Annotated in this window: 15 protein-coding genes and 1 other annotated feature; all 15 genes read left to right on the forward strand. The window is 34.6% G+C overall.

What is annotated here, in order from left to right; all coding sequences use genetic code 11:
- Positions 1-112 (forward strand): EF-Tu C-terminal domain-related protein (locus CRN98_RS16750; RefSeq protein WP_479723515.1); only part of this gene is annotated, 112 nt, incomplete at its 5' end.
- 187 nt (positions 113-299) lie between these two features.
- Complete coding sequence (gene rpmG / locus CRN98_RS16755) at positions 300-449, forward strand: 50S ribosomal protein L33 (protein ID WP_035311710.1); 150 nt, start codon at positions 300-302, stop codon at positions 447-449.
- A 37-nt stretch (positions 450-486) separates the two neighbouring features.
- Entirely contained in the window at positions 487-717 is a 231-nt protein-coding gene (gene secE, locus CRN98_RS16760; RefSeq protein WP_097028560.1) for a preprotein translocase subunit SecE, read from the forward strand.
- A 48-nt stretch (positions 718-765) separates the two neighbouring features.
- A complete protein-coding gene (gene nusG, locus CRN98_RS16765; RefSeq protein ID WP_097028561.1) occupies positions 766-1,290 on the forward strand; it encodes a transcription termination/antitermination protein NusG in 525 nt (174 codons plus the stop codon).
- Positions 1,291-1,361: 71 nt separating this feature from the next.
- Entirely contained in the window at positions 1,362-1,787 is a 426-nt protein-coding gene (gene rplK / locus CRN98_RS16770; RefSeq protein WP_097028562.1) for a 50S ribosomal protein L11, read from the forward strand.
- Between the two features lie 56 nt (positions 1,788-1,843).
- Complete coding sequence (gene rplA, locus CRN98_RS16775) at positions 1,844-2,539, forward strand: 50S ribosomal protein L1 (RefSeq protein ID WP_097028563.1); 696 nt, start codon at positions 1,844-1,846, stop codon at positions 2,537-2,539.
- 38 nt (positions 2,540-2,577) lie between these two features.
- Positions 2,578-2,706 (forward strand) — a sequence feature (ribosomal protein L10 leader region).
- Between the two features lie 27 nt (positions 2,707-2,733).
- On the forward strand, positions 2,734-3,240 hold the full coding sequence (gene rplJ, locus CRN98_RS16780) for a 50S ribosomal protein L10 (RefSeq protein ID WP_097028564.1): 507 nt from the start codon (positions 2,734-2,736) through the stop codon (positions 3,238-3,240).
- Between the two features lie 30 nt (positions 3,241-3,270).
- A complete protein-coding gene (rplL, locus tag CRN98_RS16785) occupies positions 3,271-3,639 on the forward strand; it encodes a 50S ribosomal protein L7/L12 (protein WP_097028565.1) in 369 nt (122 codons plus the stop codon).
- A gap of 270 nt (positions 3,640-3,909) precedes the next feature.
- Positions 3,910-7,620 (forward strand): DNA-directed RNA polymerase subunit beta, encoded by a 3,711-nt coding sequence (gene rpoB, locus CRN98_RS16790; protein ID WP_097028566.1) that lies wholly within the window; start codon positions 3,910-3,912, stop codon positions 7,618-7,620.
- Between the two features lie 20 nt (positions 7,621-7,640).
- A complete protein-coding gene (gene rpoC / locus CRN98_RS16795; RefSeq protein ID WP_097028567.1) occupies positions 7,641-11,192 on the forward strand; it encodes a DNA-directed RNA polymerase subunit beta' in 3,552 nt (1,183 codons plus the stop codon).
- A 115-nt stretch (positions 11,193-11,307) separates the two neighbouring features.
- On the forward strand, positions 11,308-11,550 hold the full coding sequence (locus tag CRN98_RS16800) for a ribosomal L7Ae/L30e/S12e/Gadd45 family protein (RefSeq protein ID WP_097028568.1): 243 nt from the start codon (positions 11,308-11,310) through the stop codon (positions 11,548-11,550).
- 60 nt (positions 11,551-11,610) lie between these two features.
- The gene (gene rpsL / locus CRN98_RS16805; RefSeq protein ID WP_097028569.1) at positions 11,611-11,988 is read left to right on the forward strand and encodes a 30S ribosomal protein S12; all 378 of its coding nucleotides are present in this window, start codon (positions 11,611-11,613) and stop codon (positions 11,986-11,988) included.
- 139 nt (positions 11,989-12,127) lie between these two features.
- Positions 12,128-12,598 carry a 30S ribosomal protein S7 gene (gene rpsG / locus CRN98_RS16810; protein ID WP_097028570.1) on the forward strand — a complete coding sequence of 157 codons (471 nt, stop codon included), beginning with the start codon at positions 12,128-12,130 and terminating at the stop codon, positions 12,596-12,598.
- Between the two features lie 92 nt (positions 12,599-12,690).
- A complete protein-coding gene (fusA, locus tag CRN98_RS16815; protein WP_097028571.1) occupies positions 12,691-14,754 on the forward strand; it encodes an elongation factor G in 2,064 nt (687 codons plus the stop codon).
- 28 nt (positions 14,755-14,782) lie between these two features.
- The coding region (locus CRN98_RS16820) for a GTP-binding protein (RefSeq protein ID WP_242961024.1) at positions 14,783-14,943 on the forward strand (161 nt) is incomplete at its 3' end.

Raw genomic sequence — 14,943 nt, forward strand, 5'->3', positions numbered from 1 at the left:
CATGAAAGTTGAATTAATCACTCCAATAGCTATGGATGAAGGATTAAGATTCGCTATCAGAGAAGGTGGAAGAACAGTAGGTTCAGGTGTTGTTACTACAATAGAAGAATAATAAAAAATTAGGACTGGGTTTCTAGACCTAGTCCTTTTAAAAGTAAAACATTACTAGTTACTTTATTTATGATTTTCATTGACATATAAATTCAATTATGATAAATTATTTAAGTAATGCTTAAATACAGCCAATATAATCTTCCTGCGTTTTTATATGTACCAGGAGAGTACCAGGAGGTGTAGAGATGAGAATAAAAGTTACTTTAGCATGTACAGAATGTAAGCAAAGAAATTACGATACAATGAAGAATAAGAAAAATGATCCAGATAGATTAGAAATGAGAAAATACTGCAGATTCTGTCGCAAACACACTATTCATAAAGAAACAAAATAGTACATAGAGGCATATTAAATTTCAGGGATGTGAAATTATGAGTTCTGTAGAAAAGGTAAAAAAACTTAATAATACATCTGAAAAAAAAGGTGGATTAATTAGATTTTTTAAGGAATTTAAAGCTGAGTTTAAGAGAATAACCTGGGCCTCTAGACAAGAAGTGAAAAAAGCAACCACTACTGTGTTAACTTTTTGCCTAATCTATATAGTAGCTATTACTGTATTTGATTTTGTGTTTAAAAATTTATCTCAGTTTATATTAAAATAAATATAAAAAAGGAGGTAGGGGTCGAGAAATACTCCCGTCCCTTGAAATATGGCAGAGAGAGCTAGATGGTATGTAGTTCACACATATTCAGGATATGAGAATAAGGTTAAAGCTAACCTAGAAAAAACTATTGAAAATAGGAATCTACATGATTGGATATGTGATGTTCAAGTTCCTATGGAAGAACAAATAGAAATAACTAAAGATGGAAAAAAGAAAGTAACACTTAAAAAGGTATTCCCGGGATACGTTCTTGTCAAAATGGTTATGACTGATGACTCCTGGTATGTAGTTAGAAATACCAGAGGTGTTACAGGATTTGTAGGACCTGGATCTAAACCTGTTGCATTAACTGATGAAGAAGTTAATTCTATGGGTATAGTAGATAGGGTGATGGATTTAGATTTCCAAGTTGGAGAAACTGTTAAGGTTGTCTCTGGTCCATTAGAAGACTTTGCAGCAGTTATCCAAGAGATAAATGTTGAAAAGAGAAAAATTAAGGCTTTAGTCAACATGTTTGGCAGGGAAACCCCTGTTGAACTTGATTTTAATCAGATAGATAAATTAGACTAATCAAAAGCGAAGGTTTACAAGTGGGAGGATTTTAAATCCGTATTGTACCACATTTATAGGAGGTGTAAATTATGGCTAAAAAAGTTACAGGAATGATAAAACTTCAACTTCCTGCAGGGAAAGCAACTCCAGCACCACCAGTAGGACCTGCATTAGGTCAGCATGGTGTAAACATTATGGCATTTACAAAGGAATTCAATGCTAAAACAGCTAATCAAGCTGGTTTAATAATTCCAGTTGTAATAACAGTTTACCAGGATAGATCTTTTAGTTTTATACTAAAGACTCCACCTGCAGCAGTACTAATTAAAAAGGCTGTTGGAATAGAAAGTGGTTCTGGTGTGCCAAATAAGACAAAAGTTGCTAAACTTACAAAAGAACAGTTGAAACAAATTGCCGAAACTAAGATGCCAGACTTAAATGCAGCATCAGTAGAAGCTGCTATGAGCATGATTGCTGGAACAGCAAGAAGCATGGGCGTAACTATAGAAGAATAGTTAACGTTTTAAAAGTGGGAGGTAACAACCGCTAAAACCACAAAGGAGGTAGTAAAATGTCTAAAGGAAAGAAATATATCGAAAGTGCTAAATTAGTTGATAAGAATGCTCTATACTCTGCAGCAGAAGCTATGGAACTTGTTGTAAAGACTTCTAAAGCTAAGTTTGATGAAACTGTTGAACTTGCTGTAAGACTAGGAGTAGATCCAAGACATGCAGATCAGCAGGTTAGAGGAGCTGTAGTTCTTCCACATGGAACAGGTAAAACTGTAAAAGTTTTAGTGTTTGCAAAAGGAGATAAAGCTAAAGAAGCTGAAGCAGCAGGAGCAGATTATGTTGGAGCAGAAGAATTAGTAGATAAAATTCAAAAAGAAAACTGGTTTGATTTTGATGTAGTTGTTGCTACACCAGATATGATGGGAGTAGTTGGTAGACTAGGTAGAGTATTAGGACCTAAGGGTTTAATGCCAAACCCAAAATCAGGTACAGTTACATTTGATGTTACTAAGGCTTTAGCAGATATTAAAGCTGGTAAAGTTGAATATAGAGTTGATAAAACATCTATAATTCACGTTCCATTAGGAAAAGGATCTTTTGGTGCTGAAAAATTACTTAATAACTTCCATACATTAATGGAAGCTGTTATTAAGGCTAAGCCAGCAGCAGCTAAAGGACAATATGTTAAATCAGTAGTTGTTTCCAGCACAATGGGTCCTGGAATAAAGGTTAATCCAACAAAAGTTTTAGAATAGTATTGACATAGAATCTAAAATTTGATATTATTTTAAAAGTTGAATAAGGCAATATACCGTAGACAGTAGGTGCGTAAGCATAACGAATTTCAACCTACCGAGGGTTCCAATATATGATTATATTTGGTTTCTCCGCGTCTACGGGAGAAACCTTTAATTTTATATAAACTAAACTGTGAGGAGGTGGACACACAGTGGCAAACAATAGACAGTTAAAAGAAGCTAAAGTAGCAGAAATAAGAGAGAAACTAGAAAAAGCAGAAAGCGTGATTCTAGCTCAATATCAAGGATTGACAGTAGAAGAAGACACTGAATTAAGAAGCAAGTTAAGAGAAGCAGGTGTAGAATATAAAGTTTATAAAAACACTTTGACTACTCTAGCTGCTAAAGAATTAGGTTATGAAGGAATGGTAGAATTTCTTCAAGGACCAATTTCAGTAGCTTTTGGATATGAAGATCCAACTGCACCAGCAAGAGTTCTTAATGACTTTGCTAAAGCTCATAAGAAACTAGAACTAAAGGGTGGATTAGTTCAAGGAGAAGTATATGATACTGATAAAATTAAACAACTTGCTGATATACCACCAAGAGAAGTACTTATTGCAAAATTACTTGGAAGCTTCAAAGCTCCAATATCAAACTTTGCATATTTATTAAATGCAGTTAAAGAAAAGAAAGAAACTGAGGAAACTCAAGCTTAATAATAAGAGAAAATTTGGAGGTGCTTAATAATGACAAGAGAAGAAATCATACAGGCTATAAAAGAAATGACTGTTTTAGAATTAAATGAATTAGTAAAGGCATGTGAAGAAGAATTCGGAGTAAGTGCTGCTGCACCAGTTGCTGTAGCAGGAGCTGCTGGAGCAGGAGCTGCAGCTGCTGAAGAAAAAACTGAATTTGATGTTGTTTTAGCTAGCGCAGGATCAGAAAAGATCAAAGTTATAAAAGCTGTTAGAGAAATAACTGGATTAGGCTTAAAAGAAGCTAAAGAAATAGTTGACGGAGCTCCTAAGACATTAAAGGAAGCTGTAGCTAAGGACGAAGCTGAAGCAATGAAAGCTAAGCTTGCTGAAGTTGGTGCAACTGTAGAATTAAAGTAATTGCTTAAATATAATTCAAAAGAGGTACTTAGAAAGTACCTCTTTTTTTATAAGGTATATAATCTGAAAAAATAGTATTGACATCTTGTTATTGTTATGATAATATAATAAATTGCATTGATTGTACATTATAAATAAAGATATTATATTTATTTTCAAATATTGAATTAAATAAATAAAATTGGTTATAATATTATGATGCAATGCGTACAACCCAGAAACACTAGGTGTTTTTGGTTATTTTTACTTTATGCAAGGGGTGAAATTTTAATGGTACATCCTGTCCAAGTGGGTAAAAGAACAAGAATGAGCTTTTCTAAGCTTAAAGAAGTTGGCGATATGCCAAATCTAATTGAGGTTCAATTAGATTCTTATCAATGGTTTCTAAAAGAAGGACTTGAGGAGGTTTTTGATGATATCAATCCTATTCAAGATTATACAGGAAACCTTAACCTAGAGTTTATAGGTTATAAATTAGACATGGAAAATACAAAGTACTCCGTAGAAGAATGTAAGGAAAGAGACGCTACTTATGCAGCACCATTAAAGGTAAGTGTAAGACTTATTAATAAAGAAACTGGTGAAATAAAAGAACAGGAAGTATTTATGGGGGATTTCCCTCTTATGACAGAACAGGGAACTTTCATAATAAATGGAGCCGAAAGAGTTATTGTAAGTCAGCTAGTTAGATCACCGGGTGTTTACTACAATGTTGCACTAGACAAGACTGGTAAGCCGTTATTTTCTGCTACAGTAATTCCAAACAGGGGTGCGTGGCTTGAGTATGAGACAGATTCTAATGACGTAATATATGTAAGAATAGACAAAACAAGAAAGTTACCTATTTCTATTTTAGCTAGAGCAATGGGTTTCGGAACAGATTCTGAAATAATAGATTATTTTGGTGAAGATGAAAGATTGAAGGCTACTATTGAAAAAGATAACACAAAAACAAAGGAAGAAGGTTTGCTTGAAATATATAAAAGATTAAGACCAGGCGAACCACCAACAGTAGATAGTGCTATATCATTAATAGAATCATTGTTTTTTGATGCTAAGAGATATGACTTATCTAGAGTAGGTAGATATAAATTTAACAGAAAACTATCCTTACATTTAAGAATTGCAAATCAGATTGCTGCAGAAGATATAATAAATCCTAGTACGGGAGAAATCCTAGTGCAAAAAGGCGAAAAAATCGAGAGAGAAAAAGCCTTAGAGATACAAAATTCTGGAGTAAATAAGGTTGATATTCATGTAGATGACAAAGTTGTTAGAGTAATAGGAAATCATTTTGTAGATATACATAAGCTTATAGAGTTTAACATAGATGATTTAAATATTAAAGAGTTAGTACATTATCCAACTTTAAAAGAGATACTAGATAATTATAGTGAAGAGTCTAGTATAAAGGATCAAATTAGAAAAAATATTCATAGATTGATTCCTAAGCATATAATAAGGGATGATATTTATGCAACTATAAGTTATGAGTTAGGATTACCTTATGGAATTGGATATACAGATGATATAGACCATCTAGGTAATAGAAGATTGAGATCTGTAGGGGAACTATTACAAAATCAGTTTAGAATAGGTCTTTCTAGAATGGAAAGAGTAGTAAAAGAAAGAATGACCATTCAAGATCAGGAATCTATAACTCCACAAGCATTAATCAATATAAGACCAGTGGCAGCTTCTATAAAGGAATTCTTCGGAAGTTCTCAGCTTTCACAGTTTATGGATCAAACTAATCCACTGTCAGAACTTACACATAAGAGAAGATTGTCAGCATTAGGACCAGGAGGTCTTTCAAGAGAAAGAGCTGGTTTTGAAGTTAGAGACGTTCACCATTCACATTATGGAAGAATGTGCCCTATAGAAACGCCTGAAGGACCTAATATAGGTCTTATAAATTCACTTGCTACGTACGCACGAGTAAATGAATATGGATTTATAGAAGCTCCTTATAGAAAAGTTGATAAAAAGGATTGTAGGGTAACTAATGAAATAGTATATATGACTGCTGATGAAGAAGATCAGTACTTGGTAGCTCAGGCAAATGAACCTTTAGATGAGGAAGGAAGATTTGTTGATTCTAAGGTAACTGTAAGGGATAAAGAAGATGTACTTATAGTGCCTAAGACAGAAGTAGATTTGATGGACGTATCTCCAAGACAAATAGTTTCTGTAGCAACTGCTATGATACCATTCCTTGAGAATGATGATGCCAGCCGTGCACTTATGGGTTCTAACATGCAACGTCAGGCAGTGCCACTTTTAAAGCCCCAAGCGCCTGTTGTTGGAACTGGTATAGAATACAAGGCAGCTGTTGATTCAGGAGTGCTTCCTAAGTCTAGAAATTCAGGAACAGTTATATATGTGAGTGCTAATGAAGTTAAGGTGAAAAGAGATTCAGATGGCGGAGTTGATACTTACAAATTATTAAAGTTTAAAAGATCTAATCAGGGTACTTGTATTAACCAACGTCCAATTGTAAGTAAAGGTGATAAGGTTGAAAGAGGAACTGTTCTTGCAGATGGACCATCAACTGATTTAGGTGAGATAGCATTAGGTAAAAATATTAGAATAGGATTTATAACTTGGGAAGGTTATAACTATGAAGATGCTATGTTAATTTCTGAAGAACTTGTAAGAGAAGATGTATTTACTTCTATTCATATTGAAGAATATGAAGCAGAATCAAGAGATACAAAGCTCGGACCTGAAGAAATAACAAGGGATATACCTAATGTGGGAGAAGATGCCTTAAAGGATATAGATGAAAGAGGAATAATAAGAATAGGTGCAGAGGTAAGGTCAGGAGATATACTTGTAGGAAAAGTTACTCCAAAGGGCGAAACTGAGCTAACTGCTGAAGAAAGGCTCTTAAGAGCTATATTTGGAGAAAAAGCAAGAGAAGTTAGGGATACTTCCTTGAGAGTTCCTCATGGTGAAGCAGGTATAATAGTAGATGTTAAGGTGTTTACAAGAGAAAATGGAGATGAACTTCCACCAGGAGTTAATAAACTAGTTAGATGTTATATAGCTCAAAAAAGAAAGATATCTGTTGGAGATAAAATGGCTGGAAGACATGGTAATAAGGGTGTTATTTCAAGAGTATTACCAGAAGAAGATATGCCATTTTTACCAGATGGAAGACCTCTTCAAATATGCTTAAATCCATTAGGTGTTCCTTCACGTATGAATATAGGGCAGGTGCTTGAAGTTCATTTAGGATGGGCAGCCAGTGAATTAGGATGGCATATTGCTACTCCTGTATTTGATGGAGCAACTGAAGCTGAAATATTAGAATGCTTAACTAAAGCTGGTTATGTTGAGGATGGAAAAACAGTATTATATGATGGAAGAACAGGAGAACCATTCCATAATAGAGTAACTGTCGGATACATGTATATTCTTAAACTTGCACATTTGGTTGATGATAAAATACATGCTAGATCCACAGGTCCATATTCCTTAGTAACTCAGCAGCCTTTAGGAGGTAAAGCACAGTTCGGTGGACAGAGATTTGGAGAAATGGAAGTTTGGGCTCTTGAAGCTTATGGAGCAGCTCACACTCTTCAAGAAATATTAACAGTTAAATCTGATGATGTAGTAGGTAGAGTAAAAACTTACGAGTCAATAGTTAAGGGAGAAAATATTCCAGAACCTGGAGTTCCAGAATCATTTAAGGTATTAATAAAAGAATTACAAGCTTTATGTTTAGATGTAAAAGTATTAAATGATGATAATGAAGAAATAAAATTAAGGGAATCTATAGATGATGATCTAGAAGAATTAGATGTTAATATAGAGGGAACTGAAGAGATTACTCCAGGGACACCTGAAGATGAATATATAGAAGAAACAAAAGACGAAAATATAGATGAAGACATAGATTTAGATGACTTCGATGATTTACCATTAGATGAATTACAAAGCAATTTAGAGTTAGGCGATTTTAATGATGAACATTAATTTGAAGGGAGGATATACCCTTGTTTGAATTAAATAATTTTGATGCACTACAGATAGGGCTGGCTTCACCTGAGCAAATTAGAGAATGGTCTAGAGGTGAGGTAAAAAAGCCAGAAACTATAAACTATAGAACACTTAAACCTGAAAGAGATGGATTATTTTGTGAAAGAATATTCGGACCTCAAAAGGACTGGGAGTGTCATTGTGGAAAATATAAGAGAGTAAGATATAAAGGCATAGTTTGTGACAGATGTGGCGTTGAGGTTACTAAGTCTAAAGTAAGACGTGAGAGAATGGGGCATATAGAACTAGCAGCCCCTGTATCCCACATCTGGTATTTCAAAGGTATCCCATCTCGTATGGGACTAATATTAGACATGTCACCAAGATCACTAGAAAAAATATTATATTTTGCATCTTATGTAGTACTTGATCCTAAAGAAACTTCATTATTAAGAAAGCAGCTTTTAAACGAAAAGGAATATAGAGAAGCTGTTGATAAATATGGAGAAGAAAGTTTTGAAGCCGGTATGGGAGCAGAATCTATCAAGAGATTGCTCGCAGAAATAGAGCTAGAACAACTTTCTAAAGAGTTAAAAGAAGGATTAAAAACTAGTACTGGACAAAAGAAAGTAAGAATAATAAGAAGATTAGAAGTAGCAGAATCATTTAGAAAGTCTGGTAATAGACCAGATTGGATGATTATAGATGTTATACCTGTAATTCCGCCAGATTTAAGACCTATGGTTCAGTTAGATGGTGGAAGATTTGCGACTTCTGATTTAAATGATCTTTATAGAAGAGTTATAAATAGAAATAACAGATTAAAGAAGCTATTAGACTTAGGAGCACCAGACATAATTGTACGTAATGAAAAAAGAATGCTTCAGGAAGCAGTAGATGCTTTAATTGACAACGGAAGAAGAGGAAGACCTGTTACAGGTCCAGGAAATAGACCACTTAAATCCCTTTCTGATATGTTAAAGGGTAAGCAAGGTAGATTTAGACAAAACTTACTTGGTAAGCGTGTGGATTATTCAGGACGTTCTGTTATAGTTGTTGGCCCAGAATTAAAAATGTATCAATGTGGTTTGCCTAGGGAAATGGCTTTAGAGTTGTTTAAACCATTTGTAATGAAAAAGCTTGTAGAAGGTGCGTTAGCACATAATATAAAGAGTGCAAAAAGAATGGTGGAAAGAGTTCAACCTCAAGTTTGGGATGTATTAGAAGAAGCTATATCAGATCATCCTGTACTTTTAAATCGTGCTCCTACACTACACAGACTTGGTATACAGGCGTTTCAACCAGTATTAGTTGAAGGAAGAGCTATAAAATTACATCCTTTAGTTTGTACTGCGTATAACGCTGACTTTGACGGTGACCAGATGGCTGTTCACGTTCCATTGTCTGTAGAAGCTCAGTCAGAAGCTAGATTCTTAATGCTTGCAGCACATAATATATTAAAACCTTCTGATGGTAAGCCGGTTGTAGTCCCTACACAGGATATGGTTTTAGGATCATATTACTTAACTTTGGATAAAGATGGTGTAGAGGGAGAAGGAAAAGTATTTTCATCACCAGATGAAGTAATTATGGCTTATGAAGTAGGTGCCATAAATATACATGCTAAAATAAAAGTTAGAATGTATAAAGAGGAAAATGGAGTAGTGGAATCAGGAATTGTTGAAACTACGCCAGGTAGATTAATATTCAATGAAGCTATTCCTCAAGATTTAGGATTTGTAGACAGAAGTGTTCTTGAAAATAAGTTCAAATTAGAAGTAGACTTCTTAGTTAATAAATCTTCTTTAGGGAAAGTAATTAATAAGTGCTATATGAAACATGGTCCAACTAAGACATCTGTAATGTTAGATAAAATAAAGGCAAAAGGATACCATTATTCAACTATAGGAGCTATTACTGTTGCTACAGCAGACATGGTTGTGCCTGAGTCTAAGAAAACATTGCTAGCACAAGCAGATGAAGTAGTTAATAAAATAGAAAAGCAGTATAGAAGAGGATTTATATCTGAAGATGAAAGATATGAAAGAGTTATAGAAAAATGGACTAAAACTACAGATGAAGTAGCAGATGCGCTTATGTCAAACTTAGATAAGTTTAATCCTATATTCATGATGGCGGATTCTGGAGCCAGAGGTTCTAAGAGTCAGATAAAACAGCTTGCAGGAATGAGAGGACTTATGGCTAATCCATCTGGTAAAATAATTGAATTACCTATTAGATCTTCATTTAGAGAAGGCTTGGATGTACTTGAATACTTTATTTCTACACACGGTGCTAGAAAAGGTAACGCGGATACAGCATTAAAAACAGCTGACTCAGGTTATCTTACTAGAAGACTTGTTGACGTTAGTCAGGATGTTATAGTAAGAGAAGAAGATTGTGGAACTACTGAATCATATGAAGTTTCAGAAATTAAAGAGGGTAATGAAATAATTGAAAGCATTTCAGAAAGACTTACTGGAAGGTATGCAGGAGAAGATATAGTTGATCCTAACACAGGAGAAGTTTATGCATATAGAGATGCCTATATGGATCCTAAAATTGCCGAGAGAATTGAAAATGCGGGAATTAAAAAAGTTAGAATAAGATCAGTCTTCACTTGTAAATCTAAACATGGAGTTTGTGCTAAGTGCTATGGAATGAATATGGCAACTGCTGAAAAAATAAATATTGGAGAAGCAGTTGGTATAGTAGCAGCTCAAAGTATAGGTGAGCCTGGAACTCAGCTTACAATGAGAACTTTCCATACTGGTGGAGTTGCTGGAGCAGATATAACACAAGGTCTTCCAAGAGTTGAAGAATTATTTGAAGCTAGAAAACCAAAAGGATTGGCTATTGTTACAGAAATTTCTGGTACTGTAAGAATTGAAGAAACAAAGAAAAAGAGAACAGTAGTAGTTGTAAATGAATCTGGAGAAGAAATAAGCTATGACATTCCTTTCGGATCAAGATTAAAAGTAGCCAATGGTGATGTAATAAGTGCAGGAGATGAAATTACAGAGGGTTCTGTAAATCCGCATGATATAATAAGAATTAAAGGTGTTAAGGGAGTTAAGAATTATCTATTATCTGAAGTGCAAAAGGTTTATAGACTACAGGGTGTTGATATAAATGATAAACATCTTGAAGTAGTAGTAAGACAAATGACACGTAAAGTTAAAATAGAAGATTCAGGTGATACAGATTTATTGCCGGGAACAATGATTGACATTTTTGATTTTAATGAAGAAAATGAAAGAGCAGAAGCCTTAGGAGGGCAACCTGCCTTAGGAAGAATTGCTCTTTTAGGAATTACAAAGGCATCACTAGCTACAGAATCCTTCTTGTCTGCAGCATCTTTCCAGGAAACAACTAGGGTATTAACCGATGCTGCTATAAAAGGCAAAATAGATCCTTTACTAGGATTAAAAGAAAATGTAATTATAGGTAAGTTAATTCCAGCAGGTACTGGTATGACAAGATATAGATCTGTTAAACTCAGTACAGATAAGCAGCCAGAGGAGTTAGAACAGAATGCTGACGAATTAACAAATGAAATAAAAGCTTAGAATGAATTATGTTGACAGGATTAAATTAAGGTGATAAAATACAACTGTATGCTTACAAAGAAGAGGTAAAGATACAAGCTTTACCTCTTGTAATATGTCCAAAGGGGGATTAAGAATGATCGACAGGCTTAAAGGCAAAAAAATTGTCGGTTTTAAGCAATCTTTGAGAGCTATTAAAAGTGGTACTGGCAAAAAGGTATATATTGCTAAAGATGCTGATAATAAGTTGGTAGAAGAAGTTAAAATTGCTGCTCAGTATAATTCCCTTGATATAGTATACATTGACACTATGAAAGAACTTGGAAAACTGTGTGGCATAGAAGTTGGAGCAGCCACAGCAGTTATACTAAATGAATAGTTGCTGATTCTTAAATTTAATTTATAGAATTTTAGTCGAATACATTGAGGAGGTGTAAGAATGCCAACTATTAACCAATTAGTAAGAAAAGGTAGAAAAGTTGTAGAAACTAAGTCAACAGCACCAGCATTAAAGCAATGCCCACAAAAAAGAGGAGTGTGTACTGTAGTTAAAACTACTACTCCAAAGAAGCCTAACTCAGCATTAAGAAAAGTTGCTAGAATTAGACTTACAAATGGATATGAAGTTACTGGATACATTCCAGGTATAGGACACAACTTACAGGAACACAGCGTGGTTCTTATAAGAGGTGGAAGAGTTAAGGACCTTCCTGGTGTGAGATATCACATCGTTAGAGGAGCGCTTGACTCAGCTGGAGTTGCAAACAGACTTCAAAGCAGATCAAAGTATGGTGCTAAGAGACCAAAACAAAAATAATCTAAACTAAATTGGTGCTGTGTCTTCGGCGTTTATATATATATTCATAAATTTGCAGAAGTACAAAGCACTTTACGGTTAAGGTTTTTAGCCGAGTACCGATGAACTTAAACTTTTAATTGTTAAGGAGGGAAGAAAAGTGCCAAGAAAAGGACATATAGCAAAGAGAGATGTGTTACCAGATCCAATGCACAATAGCAAAGTAGTTACTAAGTTTATAAACAGTATAATGGAAGACGGAAAAAAGGGAGTAGCTCAAAAGATATGCTACGATGCATTTGAGATAATTCAAAACAAAACTCAGAAGGAACCAATGGAAGTGTTTGAAGCAGCAATGAACAATGTAATGCCTTTACTTGAAGTAAAAGCAAGAAGAATTGGTGGTGCTACATACCAAGTTCCAATGGAAGTAAGACCAGAAAGAAGACAGACATTAGGTATTAGATGGATCCTTGCAGCAACTGAAAAAAGAGGCGAGAGATACATGAGAGAAAGACTAGCTGCTGAATTAATGGATGCAGCTAATAATACTGGTGCGTCTGTTAAGAAAAGAGAAGATACTCATAAGATGGCTGAAGCTAACAAAGCTTTTGCACATTACAGATACTAATATTAAAATAAAACTGTTTTGGTATATTACCAAGACAGTTTTATCAAATTTTAAAATTGATTTGCATAGCAAAAGCGAGAGGAGGAAATACAGTGGCAAGACAGTTTCCATTAGAAAAATTTCGTAATATAGGAATAATGGCTCATATAGATGCAGGTAAAACTACAACTACAGAGCGTATATTATTTTATACAGGTAAAACTCATAAGATAGGGGAAGTACATGAAGGTGGAGCTACCATGGACTGGATGGTACAGGAGCAGGAGAGAGGTATAACAATAACATCTGCTGCAACAACATGTATGTGGGAAGATCATGTTATAAACATAATAGACACACCAGGACACGTAGATTTTACCGTAGAAGTTGAAAGATCACTAAGAGTACTTGACGGAGCTGTTACAGTTCTTACTGCAAAGGGTGGTGTTGAACCACAGACTGAAACAGTGTGGAGACAGGCAGACAAGTATAAGGTTCCTAGAATGGCTTATGTAAATAAGATGGATATAATAGGTGCTGATTTCTTTAGAGTTGTAAACATGATGAGAGATAGACTTCATGCAAATGCAGTTCCAATTCAGCTTCCAATAGGTAAGGAAGATTATTTCAAGGGATTTGTAGACTTAATAACTCAAGAAGCTCATATATATACAGATGACCTTGGTACAACTATGGACACAAGTGCAGTTCCAGAAGATATGAAGGACTTAGTTGAAGAATATAGAGCTGCAATGGTAGAAGCTATAGTTGAAGTTGATGAAGAATTAATGATGAAGTACTTAGAAGGTGAAGAAATAACAATTGAAGAGTTAGAGGCTGCATTAAGAAAAGGTGTTATAGCTAATAAGATAGTTCCAGTTATTTGTGGATCTTCTTATAAGAACAAAGGCGTTCAGCCAATGATAGATGCTATAGTTAAGTATATGCCTTCACCATTAGATATTCCTGCGATAAAGGGAAATGATGTAGAAACAGGAGCAGATATGGAAAGACATGCTTCTGATGAAGAGCCAATGTCTACATTAGCATTTAAAATAGCTACTGATCCATTCATAGGTAAACTTGCATTCGTTAGAGTTTATTCAGGAATAATGACAAGTGGTACATATGTATATAACTCTACAAAGGGTAAGAAAGAAAGAATTGGTAGATTAGTTAAAATGCATGCTAATCACAGAGAAGATGTTGAAGAATTACGTGCAGGAGATCTTGGTGCGGTAGTAGGATTAAAAGATACTACAACTGGAGATACTCTATGTGATGAAAAAAATCCAGTTATTCTTGAAAAAATGGAATTCCCAGAACCAGTTATATCTGTAGCTATAGAGCCAAAGACAAAATCTGGTCAAGAAAAAATGGGTATAGCTTTATCAAAACTTGCAGAAGAAGATCCTACATTTAGAACATTTACTGATCAGGAAACAGGACAGACAATTATTCAAGGTATGGGAGAACTTCACTTAGAAATAATTGTTGATAGACTTCAAAGAGAATTTAAAGTGGAATGTAACGTAGGTGCTCCACAGGTTGCTTATAAAGAAACTATCAGAAAAGCTGTTAAGGCAGAAGGTAAGTTTGTAAGACAGTCTGGTGGACGTGGACAATACGGACATTGTTGGATTGAATTAATACCAAATGAAGGCGAATACGTGTTTGAAAATGCAATCGTAGGAGGATCTATTCCAAAAGAATTTATATCTCCTATCGACAATGGTATAAGAGAAGCTTCAAAGACTGGTATAATTGCAGGATATGAAGTTCTTAACTTTAAGGTTAGATTATTCGATGGATCATATCATGATGTTGACTCATCTGAAATGGCATTTAAGATTGCAGGTTCCATGGCGTTTAAAAATGCAATGGCAAAGGCAGACCCAGTGTTACTTGAACCTATGATGAAGGTTGAAGTAACTGTTCCAGAAGATTATATGGGAGATGTAATGGGTGACATTAACTCCAGAAGAGGTAGAATTGAAGGTATGGAACCAGCTAATGGAGTGCAAATCATTAGATCATTTGTACCACTTTCACAAATGTTTGGATATGCAACTACTTTAAGATCAAAAACACAGGGTAGAGGAGTTTACTCAATGACATTTGATCACTTTGAAGAAGTTCCAAAGAGTATACAAGAACAAATATCATCAACAAAATAATTGTTTAACATAAAGGAGGAAATAAAAAATGGCAAAGGCAAAATTTGAAAGAAACAAACCTCACGTAAACATAGGAACAATAGGTCACGTAGACCATGGTAAGACAACATTAACAGCAGCAATAACAACAGTATTAGCAAAAAAAGGATTTGCAGAAGCATTTGATTATGCTTCAATAGATAAAGCACC

This window comes from Clostridium peptidivorans, from assembly GCF_900205925.1.
Taxonomy (GTDB): Bacteria; Bacillota; Clostridia; order Clostridiales; family Clostridiaceae; genus Clostridium_AK; species Clostridium_AK peptidivorans.

Coding starts and splice junctions, on each gene's coding strand:
- rpmG (WP_035311710.1), top strand. CDS start 300: ATGAGAATAAAAGTTACTTTAGCATGTACAGAATGTAAGCAAAGAAAT.
- secE (WP_097028560.1), top strand. CDS start 487: ATGAGTTCTGTAGAAAAGGTAAAAAAACTTAATAATACATCTGAAAAA.
- nusG (WP_097028561.1), top strand. CDS start 766: ATGGCAGAGAGAGCTAGATGGTATGTAGTTCACACATATTCAGGATAT.
- rplK (WP_097028562.1), top strand. CDS start 1,362: ATGGCTAAAAAAGTTACAGGAATGATAAAACTTCAACTTCCTGCAGGG.
- rplA (WP_097028563.1), top strand. CDS start 1,844: ATGTCTAAAGGAAAGAAATATATCGAAAGTGCTAAATTAGTTGATAAG.
- rplL (WP_097028565.1), top strand. CDS start 3,271: ATGACAAGAGAAGAAATCATACAGGCTATAAAAGAAATGACTGTTTTA.
- rpoB (WP_097028566.1), top strand. CDS start 3,910: ATGGTACATCCTGTCCAAGTGGGTAAAAGAACAAGAATGAGCTTTTCT.
- CRN98_RS16800 (WP_097028568.1), top strand. CDS start 11,308: ATGATCGACAGGCTTAAAGGCAAAAAAATTGTCGGTTTTAAGCAATCT.
- rpsL (WP_097028569.1), top strand. CDS start 11,611: ATGCCAACTATTAACCAATTAGTAAGAAAAGGTAGAAAAGTTGTAGAA.